This window comes from Kitasatospora sp. NEAU-CNBT7, from assembly GCF_057220535.1.
The window spans coordinates 211,727-229,073 of record NZ_JBXQQB010000011.1; the positions used below are offsets into that span (position 1 = coordinate 211,727).

At 72.5% G+C, this 17,347-nt stretch carries 13 protein-coding genes; 9 read left to right on the forward strand and 4 right to left on the reverse strand.

Annotated elements, in window-relative coordinates; translation table 11 throughout:
• Positions 1-214 precede the first annotated feature (214 nt).
• The 5 genes from AC2TEW_RS17520 to qhpG all read left to right on the forward strand — a co-directional run bounded on the left by AC2TEW_RS17520 (position 215) and on the right by qhpG (position 7,606).
• Positions 215-1,870: a ferritin-like domain-containing protein gene (locus tag AC2TEW_RS17520; RefSeq protein WP_484624278.1), complete on the forward strand. Its 1,656-nt coding sequence runs from the start codon at positions 215-217 to the stop codon at positions 1,868-1,870.
• A 120-nt stretch (positions 1,871-1,990) separates the two neighbouring features.
• A complete protein-coding gene (locus tag AC2TEW_RS17525; protein ID WP_484624279.1) occupies positions 1,991-3,379 on the forward strand; it encodes a hypothetical protein in 1,389 nt (462 codons plus the stop codon).
• Between the two features lie 107 nt (positions 3,380-3,486).
• Positions 3,487-4,368, forward strand: a complete 882-nt coding sequence (locus tag AC2TEW_RS17530; RefSeq protein ID WP_484624280.1) for a hypothetical protein — start codon at positions 3,487-3,489, stop codon at positions 4,366-4,368.
• A 62-nt stretch (positions 4,369-4,430) separates the two neighbouring features.
• Positions 4,431-5,972: a radical SAM protein gene (locus AC2TEW_RS17535; RefSeq protein WP_484624281.1), complete on the forward strand. Its 1,542-nt coding sequence runs from the start codon at positions 4,431-4,433 to the stop codon at positions 5,970-5,972.
• Positions 5,969-7,606, forward strand: coding sequence for a flavin-dependent monooxygenase QhpG (gene qhpG, locus AC2TEW_RS17540; protein WP_484624282.1), 1,638 nt, complete (start codon positions 5,969-5,971; stop codon positions 7,604-7,606). The genes AC2TEW_RS17535 and qhpG overlap by 4 nt, the downstream gene beginning before the upstream one ends.
• 310 nt (positions 7,607-7,916) lie before the next feature.
• On the opposite strand, the gene AC2TEW_RS17545 is transcribed toward qhpG, so the two are convergent.
• Complete coding sequence (locus AC2TEW_RS17545) at positions 7,917-8,237, reverse strand: hypothetical protein (protein ID WP_484624283.1); 321 nt, start codon at positions 8,235-8,237, stop codon at positions 7,917-7,919.
• A gap of 361 nt (positions 8,238-8,598) precedes the next feature.
• On the opposite strand from AC2TEW_RS17545, the gene AC2TEW_RS17550 reads away from it, so the two are divergent.
• The 4 genes from AC2TEW_RS17550 (at position 8,599) to AC2TEW_RS17565 (ending at position 15,102) form a co-directional block, all read left to right on the forward strand.
• Positions 8,599-11,355, forward strand: a complete 2,757-nt coding sequence (locus AC2TEW_RS17550; RefSeq protein WP_484624284.1) for a SpoIIE family protein phosphatase — start codon at positions 8,599-8,601, stop codon at positions 11,353-11,355.
• Positions 11,356-11,473: 118 nt separating this feature from the next.
• Positions 11,474-11,983 carry a mycothiol transferase gene (locus AC2TEW_RS17555; RefSeq protein ID WP_484624285.1) on the forward strand — a complete coding sequence of 170 codons (510 nt, stop codon included), beginning with the start codon at positions 11,474-11,476 and terminating at the stop codon, positions 11,981-11,983.
• A gap of 70 nt (positions 11,984-12,053) precedes the next feature.
• On the forward strand, positions 12,054-12,986 hold the full coding sequence (locus tag AC2TEW_RS17560) for an amidohydrolase family protein (protein WP_484624286.1): 933 nt from the start codon (positions 12,054-12,056) through the stop codon (positions 12,984-12,986).
• Positions 12,987-13,263: 277 nt separating this feature from the next.
• Positions 13,264-15,102: a M1 family metallopeptidase gene (locus tag AC2TEW_RS17565; protein ID WP_484624287.1), complete on the forward strand. Its 1,839-nt coding sequence runs from the start codon at positions 13,264-13,266 to the stop codon at positions 15,100-15,102.
• Positions 15,103-15,257: 155 nt separating this feature from the next.
• On the opposite strand, the gene AC2TEW_RS17570 is transcribed toward AC2TEW_RS17565, so the two are convergent.
• The 3 genes from AC2TEW_RS17570 to AC2TEW_RS17580 all read right to left on the reverse strand — a co-directional run.
• A complete protein-coding gene (locus tag AC2TEW_RS17570; RefSeq protein WP_484624288.1) occupies positions 15,258-16,091 on the reverse strand; it encodes a PaaX family transcriptional regulator in 834 nt (277 codons plus the stop codon).
• A gap of 101 nt (positions 16,092-16,192) precedes the next feature.
• Positions 16,193-16,699 (reverse strand): acyl-CoA thioesterase, encoded by a 507-nt coding sequence (locus AC2TEW_RS17575; protein ID WP_484624289.1) that lies wholly within the window; start codon positions 16,697-16,699, stop codon positions 16,193-16,195.
• An 18-nt stretch (positions 16,700-16,717) separates the two neighbouring features.
• Positions 16,718-17,347 (reverse strand): AMP-binding enzyme (locus AC2TEW_RS17580; protein WP_484624290.1); only part of this gene is annotated, 630 nt, incomplete at its 5' end.

The window sequence follows — 17,347 nt, forward strand, 5'->3', positions numbered from 1 at the left end:
CTAACCTCCGGGCGTCCAATGGCACAGCTGAGCCGGTTGCGAACTGGGGCGCGAACGAACAGGGGCGCGAACGGGCACACTTCGCACTCCCCCGCCGGGATTCGCGCACCCCGCCGAACAGGTGGCGCGACTAGACAGTGAACGAACCGCCCGGTCAGGGTTGCTCCGCGAGGTCACCACGCGTGACGGTCCGTCGGACAGCCGGAGGGTTCCCATGCGGTCGAGGATCACCAGACACCTGGGCTCCGTGCTCCCGGAGCTGCTCGCCGTCCCGCCTTCGGCGCCGGGAGGAATCGTCGGAGGGGCGCCCGCGCCGGACACCCTGACCCCGCTCCCGACCGCCCCCGCCTCTGTCCCCGCCCCCGCCTCTGTCCCCGACCCCGCCGCCGCCACCGCGGAAGTCCGTACGGCGGAGGCCGGGACCACCGGCGCGGCCGACCGGATCCCGCTACTGCCGCCGGAGTTCAACTGGCGGGACTACACCGTGATGCTCCTGCACATCGCCGCAGAGATCGAGCACTCTCTGATGGTGCAGTACCTCTTCGCCGCGTACTCGCTGGGCGGCCCGGACGTTCCCGACCGGCTGCGCGCGCAGGTCCGGCGCTGGCAGGAGATCATCCTCGGCATCGCCAAAGAGGAGATGGGCCACTTCCTGACGGTGCAGAACCTGCTCACGGCGCTCGGCGCGCCGATCAACCTGGACCGCGAGGACTACCCCTGGGGGACGGAGTTCTACCCGTTCCCGTTCACCCTTCGCCGCCTCACCCCGGCCTCGCTCGCCACGTACATCTGCGCCGAGAGCCCGCCGGGATGGGCGGGCGACGAAGCCGATGAGATCAAGCGGCTGGCGGGGGTCGAGGCCGGGCAGGAGGTCAACCAGGTCGGTGCGCTGTACCGTCGGCTGGTGGCCGTGCTCGGCGACCGCGCGCTCATCCCGGACTCCGACTTCCAGGCCGCCACCCTGCCGTTCCAGGCGGACTGGGACGAGTGGGGGCGCGGCTACACCCGGGGCGAGCGCGGGCGGGACTCGGGGAACGTGCCCGAGCTCGAGGCGCCCGAACTCCTCATCCTCGGCGTGCATTCGCGAGACTCCGCCCTCTCGGCCCTGCGGCAGATCGGCGAGCAGGGCGAGGCGCTGGACGACCTCAAGGACGACGGCCAGGACGAGACCTCGCACTTCCGCCGCTTCCTGACGATCTACCAGGAGATGGCCGCCGAACCCGAGGAGGACCGGGAGAGGATCTCGCGGAGGCTGGCGGACAATCCACGGACCTCGCACCGGCTCAAGGACGACGCCGCCCGGTTCGCGGCGCCGACCGCCGCCGGGACGGACCGCGCCGAGGCCGATCCCGCCGCACACCGGAAGCACATCAGCCGCGAGATCACCGACCCGGTCGCCCTGCGCTGGGGCCACCTGTTCAACCTGCGCTACCGCATGCTGCTGGTCTCCATCGCGCATGCATTCCGCCTGTCCGGCCCGCTCGACCACGCCGGAGCACTGACCGCCCGCGGCATCCTGATCCACCGCGCCTTCGGGGAGATGTACAACCTCCGCGCCATCGCCGGGGCCCTGGTCCGCCTCCCGGTGGCCGATCACGGCCCATCGGGTCAGGGCCGATCGGGGAGCCTGCGCGCCGGGCCGCCGTTCGAGATGCCGTACACCCTCGACCTTCCGGAGCCCGACCGCAACCGGTGGCTGCTCCAACGCGATCTCGTCCAGGCGTCGCAGCTCGCCGTCCGCGACCTGCGGGACGCACTCCCCGCCGCCGACAGCGGGGTCCCCTACCTGGTGGCCGTCGCGGACGGCGACCGGCGGGCGTTGGAGCTGATCGAGCGAGTGCTGGCCGGGAGAGGGCCCTGCCATGCGTGAGACCGATACGCCGTCCTCGCCGTCGACACCGTCCTCGCCGTCGCCGCCGATCTCGGCCATCCGGCCGACCGGCCGCAGCGGGCACCCGCGACCCCGGCGGACCAGCGACCTGGAGCGAGCATGACCATCCTGGAACTGCGGATCCTCCCGCCGCTCGCGGTCGGCCGGCTCGGCGCCGCCGCCGAACCGATGGACAACTACGAGGTGACGGTGGACCCCGAGCAGCCACTCGCGGCCCGCCGGATCCAACCGGCCAGGACCTTCGTCGTGGACCCGGACACCGGCGGGATCAGCTCGGACGCCGTGCCGGCGACAGTACGTTTCACCGTCGACGGCCAGGTCCGGCCGGTCGCCCCCTTCCTGGAGGTCTGGGCGCTCACCGACACCGAGGGGATGCTGGAGCCGCTCACCACCGGTCTGCTCACCGAGCACGGCCTGACCCCTCGGGACGTCCGGTGGAGTGCCGAGGTGGCCAACCACAAGATCCACCGCCGTACCGGGGACGACCGCGACCGGATCGACGCGGTGGTGCCCGCCTTCTCCGACCACGGCGTCCACCGCCTCGAGGGCACCTGCCCCAACTTCTGGGCAGGTCGGACGCTCCCGCTCGGTGCCGTCCGCTACCTCAGGCCGACCGAGGCGTTCCCGGGGATCCGGCTGCGCTTCACCCCGGCCGCGGGTCTCGTCTACGGCTCCAGCGCCCAGGACCCGCAGCTGCCCCAGGAGGCGCCCGACCCGAACCTCGCGGGAATCCTCTACAACGCCAACCTGGGCAGCTGGCTGGGCCACTTCGACCGCGAGGGCGACCCGTCCCTGACCGTCCCCGCCAACATCTATTGGGGCTGGGACGACGACGGCAGATGGCGCAGCAGTGGCTACTTGGACGACGAGTGCGACGGCCTGGTCCACGTCGAGCTCCACCTCCCCGGCAGGGCCGACCCGCTGCGTGCCTACGCGCGGATCGGCGCCGGCCCCCCGTCGTACGCGCCGGACAGCTTCCCCGTCCGCACTGTCGCGGACGAGCTGGACCAGGCGATGTTCGGGCCGGAGGCCACGGACATCGAGGCGGGGCTGGAGGGCCGGGCGCAGGCCGAGGAGATCATCCGCCGGGCCCTGGAGTCGGTCCGGCTGATGAACACGGCAGTCATGAACGGCAACACGGTGAACGGCCGGACCGACGTCGCGAGCACCATGGTCCGGCAGGACACCGCCGACACCGGGCGGCGGTTCGAGCCCGTCATGGCGCCTTCGCTGGTCGACAACGCCGCCCTGCTCCACCTCCACCGGGCGATCCTCACCGGGCTGCGAAGCGGTACCGCCCCCTGGTTCGCAGATGTCCTGCGCAACCACAACGAGATCGGCGATCTCTCCGCCAAGGGCCGGCGCAGGATGCCCGCCCTGATGCGCGGCGCGGACGGCAGGGCGCTCGCCCTGACCCGCCGCCAGGTGGACCTCATCCGCAAGGTCGCCAGACGGGACGTCTTCGCCTCCGAACCGTCCGGCCCCTGACCGGCGGCACGCGATCGGGACAGTCGCGCACACGGCGGCAGCGTTTCCGGCCCGGCAGGCCGAACCGGTCACGGACCGGACAGGAATGGAAAGGAGCACCGCGGACCATGAGGATCGACCCCACCAACCTGACCGCCCAGTTGCACTACCGGCCGGACGGCAACCCACCGAGTTCGCTCCCGGAGTCGGCGATCTCCAACGCCTTCCCCGGGCTGGAGTTCGACTTCCGCAACGTCTGGCGTCGGCTGTTCGAGGGCATCGAGCTCCATGAGGCGGACAACTACGTGGTGGCCGCCTCCGGCGAGCACGCCCGGCTGAAAGGCCGCCGACTGCTCCGGGTCGCCGGGGAACCGACGGTGGTACCCGTCCGCGGCCCCCAGCGGCCGCACGAGGACCCGCCCGGCCGACTCACGTCGGCCGGCAACCCGGACGGGGTCGTGACCATGGAGTGGTCCAACTCCCTTGCGGCGGTGCTGAAGGAGTACGCCGGCCGCGCGGTGAAGTGCGAGTTCACCACGGCTGAGGCACCGCTCCCGGTGGGTCTCCCCGCGAAGGACGACGAGGCCGACCGGTTGGAGGTGGTGGACCTGGTGGTCCGGCCGCTGTTCGCGTTCAGCACGGTGGCGGGCGGACCTCTCCCGGTGATCGACCGGGAGATGGTGCAGCCCGGGGAGCTGACCCGCGGCCTCTGCTCCCCCTGGCAGAACGACTACCGCGAATGCGCCTGCTACTACTGGGCCGCCAGCCGGCCCGACTTCGTCAACACCGAGGTGGACGCGGCCGGCACCACGGTGGGAAACAGCTGGCTCGCCGTCGACCGCGAGCCCAAGGAGTACGTCCTGGACGACCGGGAGGACTCCCGCCTGCTGTCGTACGAGGACCTCTTCCAGGACTGGCAGCGACATCTGCGCTTCATCGTGGACGGCCGGGACCACGATCCCGCCGACGGCCAGGACCACGGTCGCGACCACAACCACCGTCACGGCTGAGCATCCCGGCCCTGCCACACCCCCGCGTCATCCGTTCCCCGCCGAAGAGCAAGGGGTCCACCATGAACCAGCCGCTCACCGAGTGTGCCGCACCCGACCGGGCCCGGGAGTTGTTCGAGCTGTCTGCGCCGGTTCACCCGGACCTGCACCTGGTCCGTAGCGAGCATGGCCACGCGCTGCTGGCCGTCAACGGCAGCCGGGTGTACACCCTGGACGAGGCCGCCTACCAGGCGCTCGACCGAGCCCGGCACGGCGCGGACTCGGCCGACGCCACAGAGCTGCTCACCCAGCTCGGCCTAACCGTGCCCGAACTGGTGGAGGATGCCCCGCCAGCGCCGCCCCCGGTGCGGGCTCTGTCGCTCTCGGTCGCGCAGAAGTGCAATCTCGGCTGCACCTACTGCTATGCCCAGCAGGGTGGCTTCGGTGGCCCCGACACGAGCATGCCGTTGGAGACTGCGCTCTCCTCGGTGGATCTCCTGCTGCGCGACACCGTCCCTGGCGATCGGGTGAACCTCGCCTTCCTCGGCGGCGAGCCGCTGCTGAACCGCCCGGTGGTCAGAGCGGCCACCGAGCGAGCCGTCCGGCTGGCCCGGGAGCGAGGAGCCAGGATCACCTTCTCGCTGACCACCAACGGCACCGTGCTGGTCCCCGAGGACGGCGAGTTCTTCGAGGAGCACGGCTTCGCGGTGACGGTCAGTCTGGACGGCGGCCGCCGCGAACACGACCTGCTGCGCCCGTACCGCAGTGGCCGGGGCAGCTTCGACACGGTCCTGGCCAGGGTGACCCCGTTGCTCACCGCCCAGCGCCGGATGCAGGTCTCCGCCCGGGTGACGGTCACGCCGGGCAACCTCGAGCTGCGGCGGACCCTGGACTCGTTCGTCTCCCTGGGCTTCCACAGCGTCGGGTTCTCGCCACTGCTCAACTCGCCGACCGGCCTCGGCGAGATGGGCCACGCCGAACTGGAGGTGATGCTCGACGAGCTGACGGCTTGCGGGGCCGAGTTCGAGCGCCAGGTGGCTGCCGGCCATCGCTACCCGTTCGCCAACCTGGCCAACGCGCTGCGGGAAATCCACCGGGGCACTCACCGGCCGTATCCGTGCGGCGCGGGCGCCGGATACCTGGGGGTGTCGGCCGAAGGCGAGCTGGCGGCCTGTCACCGGTTCGTCGGCGATCCGGAGGGTGCGATGGGCGACCTGACACGGGGTATCGACCCGGCACGCCGATTGAGATGGCTGACGGACCGCCATGTCCACCGGCAGGAGCCCTGCCGCAGCTGCTGGGCCCGCTACCTGTGCGGGGGCGGCTGCCACCACGAGGTCATCCGACGGGGCCGGCCCGCCTGCGACTACATCCGCGGGTGGCTGCACTACTGCCTTGGCGCCTACCAGCGACTACTCACCCAGCGGCCCGACTACTTCGGCGCGGCCGACCCACCGCACGCCTCCAACCCACGCTCCGACACCCCGCACACCGGTACGCCGCACGTCGGCACCCCACGCCCCGACACCCCGCACACCGACAGCCCACACTCCGACAGCACACGCCCAGACAGCCCACGGTTCAGCGCATCCCGCCCCTCCCCCACCCCCCGGGCGCAGCCGTGAATCCGCGGGCCACGGTCGAGACGGAGATCTGCGTGATCGGCGCGGGTCCGGCCGGGGCGGTCTGTGCCAAGCGGCTCGCCGAGCTCGGGCACCAGGTCCTCGTGGTCGAGCGCTATCGGTTCCCGCGCCCGCACATCGGCGAGGCGCTGACCCCGGCCTGCTGGCCGCTCCTCGAGGTGCTCGGGGTGCGCCACGCCGTACAGGCCGCCGGGTTCCGCCCGGCCACCGAATCCCTCGTTCGGTGGCGCGACGAGCGGGCGGAGGTGGTCCGGCTGCCACCAGGGGTGGCCGGTCTCACCGTGGACCGGGGCCGCTTCGACCGGATTCTGCTCGACGCGGCGATGTCAGCGGGGGCGCGGGTACTGCAACCCGCCACCGCCCGTCGAGCCCGCCGTACGTCGGCGGGCTGGGAGGTGCCGCTGCGCGCGGCGGGCGGGGACGCCACGGTGCGGGCCCGCTTCCTGGTGGACGCGAGCGGGCGCGGCTTCGCCCTCGGCGGACGGAAGGAACCCACCGCGCCCCGCACCCTCGCGCTGCACGGCCTCTGGCACGGCGCCCGGCGGCCGGGTCCCCCGACGCGGGTCCTGGCCGAACGGGATGCCTGGTTCTGGGGCACCCTGCGGCCGGACGGGTCCTTCCGGGCGGTCGTGTTCATGGATCCGCGGATACTGCGCCGCTTCGGGGTCGGCCGGGCGGGCCTCGATGGCTGCTACCGCGGGTTGCTGCACGGTTCCGCTCTGCTGGACGGCTTGGCGGGCGCCAGACAGGCCGGGCCGGTCTCGGTCTGCGACGCGACCGCGTTCGCCGATCCGGACCCCGTCGACGAGGACAGCATCAAGATCGGGGAGGCGGCCTTCGCGCTCGACCCACTCTCCTCCTCGGGTGTGGACAAGGCGATGCAGACCGCGATGGCCGCGAGCGTGACCGTTCACACGCTGCTCACGGCCGGGCATGACCGGCAGGGGGCCGTGGACTTCTACCGGGACGGCCTGCGCCGCTCGGTGCAGCAACACGCACAGTGGACGGCCGGCCACTACGCCGAACACCGGACCCACCGGGACCGGCCGTTCTGGCTGCTCCGCGGCGCACCGCGGCGGGAATCCACACCGGCGACCGGTGGGACGTCGGCCTCGGAGCGGGCGGCCGACGCCCCGGTGCCCCGCGGCCCAGCGGTCCCTGAGAGCTGGGTCCGGCTCGCCCCCGCGGCCGCACTGGTCGACACCCCGTGTGCCATCGGTGACCGGGTGGAGCCCCGTCGGGCACTGAGCCATCCCGACCTGCCACGCCCGGTGGCCTTCGTCGACGGTGTGGAACTCGCCCCACTACTGGACGCGATCGGCGGCAATGGTCGGCGGCTCGACGACCTGCTCGCGTCCTGGGGCGAGGAACTGTCGGCGAGGCGGGCCTCGGAGCTAGCCGGTTGGCTTCACCGCCAGGGCGCCCTCACCATCGACCACCCACCAGACGACCGCCCACCTGACAGCCATCCACCCGACAGTCACCCATCCGAGAGCCGACCGCCCGACGGCCAGCCTGCCCGGGACGGCCGGACCCCCGACCCGCCGCCCCCGAGGGGCCCAACGGCGAGCGAGCTCACCTCGGCCGACGTGCTGCCGGCCCACCGGCCGAGGTGATGCTCTGTCGACTCCCGTTCAACTCCCTGCGACGGACCCGGCCGCCCTACCGGCCTGCCGGCCTGCCGCCCAGTTGGCCGGCCGGCAGGCCGTCCGAGCAGCCGTCCGGCCGACAGCTCGACCTCCGTGCCGCAAACCGGGGCCCGCCGCAGCCCTCGCTGGCGAGCTGTCAGTGCCACTGCCCGGTGGCAGGACCGCCCCTCGGCCGCTCCGCCGAAACCTCGGTCCGGCTCTCAGTACGGCTCTCAGTACGGCTATCGCTGCGGTTGTCGCTGCAGCTGTCGGTGCGCTCCTCGGACCGGGCCACCCGTCAGTGGTCCTGGTGGAGGAACGACCTCACCATCCGGCAGGTGGCCGCGGACGGCCGGTGGATGTCCAGCCGGACGGCGAGCGAGCGGATCCGGCGGTTGGTGGCCTGCTGAGGGCCGTAGACACCGGAGTCGAGCAGGACGACCGCCAGGCGCATGGCCTTGAGGCGGCGGTTGTGCTCGATGTACCAGGCGCGAGGCAGGCCGGCCGGGAGCGGGCGGACCGCGGGCGGGCCGGAGCGTCGGGTGCGGCGGGACGGACGGGTGGTGGACTTCGGCGCGCGGTTCTTCGGGGCCTGCTGCGTGAGCGCGGCGACGGACATCGGCGACCTCCCGGTGCGTTGGTGGAGCACTCGCTGACAGTTCCTAATTTTAGTTGGGGGCACTGACAATCCGGCCGCCCCCCGGCCCCGCCCACCGCCCCGCGGCACGCCCCTCCCACGCCCCTCCCATGATCCTCCGATCCTCCCTCCACCCCTCCACCCCTCGACCCAAGTCCCCCAAGCCTCCTCCGCGTCCGCTTCGCGTCCACTCCCCGTCCCCGCCTCGTCCCCTCCGCCTCCTCCGCACCCCCTCAAGTCCCCCGCAAGCGGCCCGAAAGCCCGCCGTAAGCCCTCCGTAAGGCGGCCGACGCACGGCGCGAAGTCTTGGCCTCCGGGGACCAGGAGGGGTACACATGGGCATATGGCCCGAATTCCGGGTCGGTCCCGGGTTCCGTCCGCCCCCGAATCCACAGGCCGACGCCCGCAGGACCGGCGTGAGCGTCCCGAACCGGGGCGCCGACACGGCCGGCACGGGCAGCCGCGGCCGAGCCGGCGTCCGTGGTCCGCGCTGGGCACCCGCAGCGTCGCCGGTCAGGTGTTCGTGCTGCAGGTGGTGATCGTGCTGCTGCTGGTGCTCGCGGTGGGTGTCGAAACGGTCCTGCAGGCCCGCAACGACACCGCGACGGAGGCGCGCAACCGTTCGCTGGCGGTGGCCGAGACCTATGCCAGTTCCCCGGGCATCGTGGCGGCGCTGCGTTCACCGGACCCGACCGCCATCCTCCAGCCGAGCGCGGAGAAGGCCCGGATGAAGGCGGGGGTGGACTTCATCGTGGTGCTCAACACCGACAGCATCCGCTACACCCATCCGATGCCGGACCGGATCGGCAAGAAGTTCGTCGGGAACACCGCTCCCGCGCTCGCCGGCCAGTCCATCACCGAGGAGGTCGACGGGACCATCGGGCACCTGGTGCAGGCGGTGGTGCCGGTGACCGACACCGACGGCACGGTGGTCGGGATGGTCTCGGCCGGGATCAGGACCAGCCGGGTCAGCGACAGCGCGGAACGTCAGCTGCCGATCCTGATCGGCAGCGCCGCAGCCGCTCTGCTCCTGGCCACCGGCGGCGCCGCGCTGGTCAGCCGCCGGCTCAGACGGCAGACCCGCGGACTCGGCCCGTCCGCGATGACCAGGATGTACGAGCATCACGACGCGGTCCTGCACGCCGTCCGCGAGGGCGTTCTGATCATCGATGGGGACGGCCGGCTGCTGCTCGCCAACGACGAGGCGGGCCGGCTGCTGGGGCTGCCGCCCGACGCCGAGGGGCGGCAGGTCACCGATCTCGGCCTGGAGCGCCGGATGACCGAGTTGCTGGTCTCGGCCGAGCCCGTCACCGACGAGGTGATCGCCGCGGGCGACCTGCTGCTGGCCGTGAACGTCCGGCCGACCGACCGCAACGGCGGTCCGCCCGGCCTGGTCGCGACGCTGCGCGACTCGACCGAGCTGCGCGCGCTGTCCGGCAAGGCCGACGTGGCCCGGGGCCGGCTGCGGCTGCTGTACGAGGCGGGCATGACGATCGGGACCACGCTGGACGTCGCCCGCACCGCCCAGGAACTGGCCGACGCCACCGTTCCGGGCTTCGCCGACCACGTGACGGTCGATCTCGCCGAACCGGTGCTGCGCGGCGAGGAGCCCGGACCGCTGACCCGGATGTACCGCGCCGGGCTGGGCAGCATCCTCCCGGACGCGCCGTTCTACCCGGTGGGCGAGGACGTCCCGCTGGTGCCCGGGACCCCGCGGGCGCTCGCCCTGGACCGCGGTCAGCCAGTCACCGAGGACAACCTCGACGAGGCCCTGAACGCCTGGCTGGAGCACGACGCGGACCGGGTCGGCAAGGTACGCACCGAGGGCGTGCACGCGCTGCTCGCGGTACCGCTGCAGGCACGCGGGGTGGTCCTGGGGATCGCCACGTTCTGGCGTTCGCAGCGCCGGGAGCCGTTCCACGAGGACGACGTCTGGCTGGGCGAGGAGTTGGTGAACCGGGCGGCGGTCTCGATCGACAACGCCCGCCGGTTCACCCGCGAGCACACCATGGCGGTCACCCTGCAGCACAGCCTGCTGCCGGGCGGCCTGCCCGAGCAGAGCGCGCTGGACGTGGCGTACCGGTACCTGCCCGCGCAGGCCGGGGTCGGCGGCGACTGGTTCGACGTCATCCCGCTGCCCGGGGCCCGGGTGGCCCTGGTGGTCGGCGACGTGGTCGGTCACGGTGTGCACGCGGCCGCCACCATGGGCCGGCTGCGTACCGCGGTGCACAACTTCGCCTCGCTCGACCTCCCGCCGGACGAACTGCTCGGCCTGATGGACGACCTGGTCAACCGGATCGACCAGGAGCAGGGAGCCGGCGACGAGGCCCCGATCACCGGCGCCACCTGTCTGTACGCGATCTACGACCCGGTGTCACTGCGCTGCACGGTGGCCCGGGCCGGCCACCTCTCGCCGGCCGTGGTCCGGCCGGACGGCACGGTGGAGTTCCCCGAGGTCCCGGCCGGGCCGCCGCTCGGGCTGGTCGGGCTGCCGTTCGAGACGGCGGAGCTGGAACTCGCGGAGGGCAGCAAGCTGGTGCTCTACACCGACGGCCTGGTGGAGGACCGCAACCGGGACATCGACGTCGGCCTCGACCTGCTGCGGGGCACGCTTGCAGGCGCCGACCGCACCCCCGAGCAGACCTGTGCGGACGTCCTCGCCCAGCTGCTCCCCGCCAACCCCACCGACGACATCGCCCTGCTGGTGGCCCGGACCCTCGCCCTGCCCGAGGACCGGGTGGCCGAGTGGGACGTGCCCGCGGACCCGGCCGCCGTCCGCGAGATCCGCGCGGTGGTGGCGCGCAAGCTGAGCGACTGGGACCTGGACGACCTGGCCTTCACCACCGAGCTGATCCTCAGCGAGCTGATCACCAACGCGATCCGCTACGGCCTGCCGCCGATCCGGGTCCGGCTGATCCACGACCGCACGCTGATCTGCGAGGTCTCCGACGGCAGCAGCACCTCGCCGCACCTGAAGTACGCGGCCAGCACCGACGAGGGCGGGCGCGGGCTGTTCCTGGTCGCCCAGTTCGCCGAGCGCTGGGGCACCCGGTACACCGCCGAGGGCAAGGTGATCTGGGCCGAGCAGCAACTGCCCTGACCGAACGCCCCCGGCCCCGCCCCCGGCCTCCGCTGCCGTCCGCCCGCCCGGCGCGCACACTGGAACGGTGAGGCCCGCCGCGGTCGAGCAGGGCGGGTCCTGCGGTCGAGGAGGTGCCATGAGGAGCACGGATGTGCTGGCCGATGCGTTCGGCCGGATCCGGGAGACCGTGCACGGCGCGGTCGACGGCCTGAGCACCGAGGAGCTGGCCCGGCGGCTGGACCCGGACGCCAACTCGATCGCGTGGCTGGTCTGGCACCTGACCCGGATTCAGGACGACCACGTCGCGGACGTGGCCGGTACCGAACAGATCTGGGTCGCCGGGGGCTGGGCGGACCGGTTCGCGCTCCCCCTCGCCGTCGGCTCGACGGGTTACGGGCACGCCCGCGACCAGGTGGCCGCGGTCCGCGTCGACTCCCCCGACCTGCTGACCGGGTACCACGACGCGGTGGCCACATCCACGCTCGACTACCTGCGGGAGCTCACCGACGCGGACCTCGACCGGGTGGTGGACGAGCGGTGGGACCCACCGGTGACCCTGGGTGTCCGGCTGGTGAGCGTCGTCTCGGACGATCTCCAGCACGCCGGACAGGCCGCATTCGTCCGCGGCGTGGTCGAACGGCGGTGACGGACAGCGATCACGGGCAGCGGTGAGGAACGGCGACCGGCGGCGGTGAAGAACGGCGGGTGGAAGCGGCATGTACACGGATGTGCACGCTCATCTGTGGAGCGACGCCTACCTCGACCGGCTGGAGTCCTACGGCCGCACCGACACCGGCGGCCAGCGGGGGCTCGGGGCGGGTGACGGGGAACGGGAGCTGGCGGAGCGGTTCGCGCGCAACGACGCAGCGGGGATCGGGTGCCAGATCCTGTCCGTCGCGCCGCAGGTGCCGCATTTCACCGACCGCAACCACGCGGTGAGCGCCGCCCGGCACGCCAACAACCTGTACGCGACGGTGACCTCGCAGCACCCGGACCGCTTCGCGGCCTTCGCCGCCCTGCCCCTGCCGCACCTGGACGCCGCGCTGGAGGAGCTGACCCGGGCGCTGGACGGCCTGGACATGGCGGGTGTCGCGCTCACCACCGACGTGCTGGGGCGGGCGCTGACGGATCCCGGTTTCGTCCCGCTCTTCGAGGAGCTGGACCGGCGCGGCAGCGTGCTGTACCTGCACCCGTCGGGGCAGGCGGCCGGCTCGCCGCTGATCGCGGACGGACGGATGCGCTGGATGGTCGGCGCGCCGGTGGAGGACACCGTGGCGGCGATGGACCTGCTGCTGAACGGCTACCCGGCCCGCTTCCCCCGGCTGCGGATCGTGGTGTCGCACCTGGGCGGCGCGCTGCCGATGCTGCTGCCGCGGGCCGACGAGCACCTCCGCTGGGAGGCCCCGGAGGTCGCGGAACCGCCCACCTCGGCCGCCCGGCGACTGCTCTACGACACCGTGGCGCACGGCAACGTCCCGGCGATCCGGCTGGCGGCGCGCACCCTCGGCGCGGACCGGCTGCTGCTCGGCACCGACTTCCCGTACCAGAGCGGTGACCAGCTGGTCCGGGCGGTGGTCTCGGTCCGGACGGCGCTGCCCCCGGCGGAGGCCGAGGCGGCCCTGTCACGCGCGGCCACGCTGTTCGGCTGACCGCCCCGGTAACCGCTCGCGCCCTCCTCCCGCTCACTCCACCGTCTCTACCCGGTCCGGCCCGACCCGGCCACGACCACGATCACGGCCGCGGTCAAGGCCACGACCACGACCACGGCCACGGTCAAGGCCGGGCAAAGGCTGGCGGGATTGCCTGGCATGCCCCTATCAATAATGAGGGTTTGCTGCCACGCTTCCTGATGTTCCGTCCGGCCGACAGGTGACGGTCCATCATCCCTTCGGTCCGACGGGCGACCCCCACACCCGAGAGGATCCGATGAGAAGCAGGCTGATATCCCTCATCGCCGGCTCCGTGCTCGTCGCGGCAGCCGGCGCGGCCACGGTGGCGGCACCCCAAACCGCCGTCGCGGCCGACTGCACCGCCACCCAGACCGTTGCCAACAGCGGTTTCGAGGCGGGCACTTCGCCCTGGACCTCGTCGAGCGGCGTGATCACCTCCCGCAGCGGCCAGAGCGCCCACACCGGCACCGCCTTCGCCTGGCTGAACGGCTACGGCTCGACCCACACCTCGAACCTCTCGCAGACCGTCACCCTCCCGGCCGGCTGCACCAAGGCGACCCTGAGCTTCTGGCTGCACATCGACACGGCCGAGACCACCACCTCGACCGCTTACGACAAGCTGACCGCCAAGGTCGGCAGCACCACCGTGGCGACCTACTCCAACCTGGACGCCAAGGCCGGGTACGTGCAGAAGTCGATCGACGTGTCCGCGTTCGCGGGGCAGACGGTGGCCGTCGCCTTCACCGGCACCGAGGACAGCAGCCTGCAGACCAGCTTCGTGCTGGACGACGTGACCCTCGACGCCTCCGGCGGCGGCACCACCCCGCCCACCACCGACCCGACCCGCACCCCGGCGGCCCCGGCGTACACGGTGAACCTGACCAGCGACGCGAGCGGCGCCACCTGGACCGGGCACGAGAGCGTCAACTTCACCAACGCCTCCCCCACCGCGCTCACCGAGGTCTACCTGCGGCTGTGGGACAACTACCACGGCAGCTGCCCGAGCACCCCGATCACCGTGACCAACGTGACCGGCGGCACCGCCTCCGCGCTGTCCGTCAACTGCACCGCCCTGAAGGTGACGCTGCCCGCACCGCTGGCCCAGGGCCAGAGCGGCTCGGTCGGCTTCGACCTCGGCATCGCGGTGCCGAGCGGCGCCGACCGGTTCGGGCGGGACGGTGCGTTCGCCTTCATCGGCAACGCCCTGCCCGTCCTCGCGGTCCGGGACGGCTCCGGCTGGCACCTCGACCCGTACACCAACAACGGCGAGTCCTTCTACTCGCTGGCGTCGGACTTCAGCGTCACCCTCGACCACCCGACGGGTCTGCTCGTCCCGGCCACCGGCACCTCGGTGGACACCCCGGGAACCTCCGGACGCACCGTCACCAAGGCGACCGCGAGCAAGGTCCGTGACTTCGCCTGGGGTGCCGGGGCGTTCACCAAGGTCTCCGGCACCTCGCCGGCCGGCGTGAAGATCAACGTCTACGGTGTCAGCGGGATCAGCACCGCCGACGAGCAGTCCATGCTGTCCACCTCGATCTCGGCGATCGACGCGCACGCCCAGCGGTTCGGCGCGTACCCGTACGGCGAGGCGGACGTGGTGCTGGACAACAACTTCTGGTTCGGCGGCATGGAGTACCCCGGCTTCGTCCTCGACCTGGTCAGCACCACCGCGCTCACCCACGAGCTGGGCCACCAGTACTTCTACGGCATCGTCGGCGACGACGAGTACAACAGCCCGTGGCTGGACGAGGCGTTCACCGACTACGCCACCGACCTGGCGCTCGGCAAGACCGGGACCAACTGCTGGAGCAGCACGTCCTGGGCCTCCTCCGCCGAGAAGATCACCAACTCGATGGCGTACTGGGACGCGCACTCCTCCCGCTACTCCACCGTGGTCTACAACTACGGCAAGTGCGCCCTGCACGACCTGCGCCGGGTGCTCGGCGACACCGCGATGACCAAACTGCTCCACGACTACGCCCAGTCGCACTGGTACGGCGTCTCCACCACGGCCGAGTTCAAGGCCGCGGCGCAGGCCGCCACCACGACCGACCTGACGTCCTTCTGGACCCAGCACCGGATCGAAGGCTGACCGACGGCTGACCGACGGCTGGCCGAAGGCTGACCGCAGGCCGGGAGACGGCTGATCGACGGCCGGCACCCATCGGTACGACCGGCCGGTGTGACGAGCCGGTACGACGAGCCGGCACGACCGGTCGGCTGACGCCCCGGCACCCTACCGGGGCGTCAGCCGGCGGCCGGTTCCAGGCCGGTCACCTTGACGACGTGCCGCAGGCTCGGTTCGGCGAGCCTGCGGTGCAGGTCGGTGAAGACCCGGCGGGCCTCGACGGCGTTCCAGTCGGCGGGCAGCAGCTCGGTCGGCAGGCCGGGGTCGAGGTAGGGCAGGCGGCGCCAGTCGTTGAGCATCGGCACGTACTCGCGGAACGCCTCGACCTCGTCGATCCGCGGGTACTGTCCGAGTTCCTCGGCGACCGGCCGGTAGGCGACGGTGAAGGCCGCGTACTGGGCCTCGATGGCGGGGAAGTCCCACCAGGAGCTGACCGCCTGCTCCAGCTCGGCGAAGCCGGCGTAGTCGGAGGTGAAGAGGTGGACGTACTCGCTCAGCCCGAGGCGTTCGAGCATCCGCCGGGCGTCCGGCAGCAGACGGGCGGGGGCGAGCCAGACGCCCGGTGAGGCGTTGCCGAAGCCGAGCCAGGTGAGCCGGGAGCGCAGCTGGTGGCGGTGGGCGCGTTCGGACTCGGGGACCGAGAAGACGGCGAGCACCCAGCCGTCCGCCAGCCGGGCCGGTTCCAGGCAGCCGAAGATCCGCCGGTCGCCCTCGTCGAAGACCGGTGCCATCTCGGGGCCGAGCCGGTAGCCGGTGCCGTCCCGGCGTTCCTGGACCAGGGTGCCGGCCTTCTTCAGCCGGGAGATCGCGGAGCGTACCGAGGGGCCGTCGACGTCCAGTTCGGCCATCAGGCCGATCAGGTCGGCGATCGAGATCCAGCCGCCGAGCCGGCGGACGAACTCCCCGTAGACGGTGCTGATCAGGGCACTGGGCCGGGCCGTCGACTCCGACATGGGCACCCTTCCTCCGCTGATGGTCAGGTGATCATACCGAGCGGGGCCCGTCGCTCCCGGCAGCCCGGGGCCGGGTCCGGCCACCGGGCCCGGACCACATCTCACCGCAGCGTCTGCGGATGCTGCGGCCCGGCTCCGGTGAGCAGTCTCCTGGTCTCCTCCGGCCAGGGCGCGGCGCCCTTGGCGGTCGCCGCGGAGTGGACCACCGACATCCGCCCGGTCGCGGCGGGACCCTCCGGGCCGTGCACGTCGAAGGCGTAGTGCAGCGAGCTGGTGCCCACCCGGTCCACCCGCAGCTCGACCCGGACCACGTCGCCGAACCACAGCCGGGCCAGGTAGTCCGCCTCGAAGTGGACCCGGGGGATGCTCCCGAACAGCCCGTCGAGGCCGAGCCGGCGCAGCAGGGCGGCCTCCGCCGCCTCGGCCCACCGGAGCACGGCCGAGAAGTGGTGGTGACCGGCCGCATCGGTGTCGGACCATTCGACCCGGCGTTCGACGGTGATCGACGGAAGGGCCTCGGCGGCCACGGGGGCGGCGGCAGGCACGGCGGCGGGCACAGGGGCAGTGGCGGGCGCGACGGCAGGCGCGGGGGCGGCGGGGTGGTCCATGGTGGTGCCTTTCGTCGGTCAGCCGGTGGCGCCACGGGCGCGGCGGCGGAGTTCGGCGCGCTGGAGTTTGCCGCTGGAGTTGCGGGGCAGTTCGGTGACGAACTCGATGGCGCGGGGGTATTTGTAGGGGGCGATGGTCTGTTTGACGTGGTCCTGCAGCGCGGTGGCGGTGGCCGGGTCGGCGGCGGCGTCGGGGCGCAGCACGACGTAGGCCTTGGCGATGGTGCCGCGGCTCGGGTCGGGTGCGGCGACGACGGCGCAGTCGGCGACGTCGGGGTGGTTCATCAGGGTGTGTTCGACCTCGGGGCCGGCGATGTTGTAGCCGGCGGAGACGATCATGTCGTCGTTGCGGGCCTGGAACCAGTAGTAGCCGTCGGTGTCGCGGATGTAGGTGTCGCCGGTGATGTTCCAGCCGTTGCGGACGTAGCCGAGTTGGCGGTCGTCGGCGAGGTAGCGGCAGCCGGTCGGGCCTTTGACGGCGAGCAGGCCGGGTTGTCCGTCGGGGACGGGGTGGCCGTCCTGGTCCAGGACGGTGGCGTGGTAGCCGGGGACGGGGCGGCCGGTGGAGCCGGGGCGGATGTCGCCGTCGGCGGCGGAGATGAAGACGTGGAGCAGTTCGGTGGCGCCGATGCCGTCGATCAGGCGTAG

Excerpts from the sequence above, each read along its gene's own strand:
- AC2TEW_RS17520 (WP_484624278.1), top strand. The coding sequence starts at position 215 with ATGCGGTCGAGGATCACCAGACACCTGGGCTCCGTGCTCCCGGAGCTG.
- AC2TEW_RS17525 (WP_484624279.1), top strand. The coding sequence starts at position 1,991 with ATGACCATCCTGGAACTGCGGATCCTCCCGCCGCTCGCGGTCGGCCGG.
- AC2TEW_RS17530 (WP_484624280.1), top strand. The coding sequence starts at position 3,487 with ATGAGGATCGACCCCACCAACCTGACCGCCCAGTTGCACTACCGGCCG.
- AC2TEW_RS17535 (WP_484624281.1), top strand. The coding sequence starts at position 4,431 with ATGAACCAGCCGCTCACCGAGTGTGCCGCACCCGACCGGGCCCGGGAG.
- AC2TEW_RS17545 (WP_484624283.1), bottom strand. The coding sequence starts at position 8,237 with ATGTCCGTCGCCGCGCTCACGCAGCAGGCCCCGAAGAACCGCGCGCCG.
- AC2TEW_RS17550 (WP_484624284.1), top strand. The coding sequence starts at position 8,599 with ATGGCCCGAATTCCGGGTCGGTCCCGGGTTCCGTCCGCCCCCGAATCC.
- AC2TEW_RS17555 (WP_484624285.1), top strand. The coding sequence starts at position 11,474 with ATGAGGAGCACGGATGTGCTGGCCGATGCGTTCGGCCGGATCCGGGAG.
- AC2TEW_RS17560 (WP_484624286.1), top strand. The coding sequence starts at position 12,054 with ATGTACACGGATGTGCACGCTCATCTGTGGAGCGACGCCTACCTCGAC.
- AC2TEW_RS17565 (WP_484624287.1), top strand. The coding sequence starts at position 13,264 with ATGAGAAGCAGGCTGATATCCCTCATCGCCGGCTCCGTGCTCGTCGCG.
- AC2TEW_RS17570 (WP_484624288.1), bottom strand. The coding sequence starts at position 16,091 with ATGTCGGAGTCGACGGCCCGGCCCAGTGCCCTGATCAGCACCGTCTAC.
- AC2TEW_RS17575 (WP_484624289.1), bottom strand. The coding sequence starts at position 16,699 with ATGGACCACCCCGCCGCCCCCGCGCCTGCCGTCGCGCCCGCCACTGCC.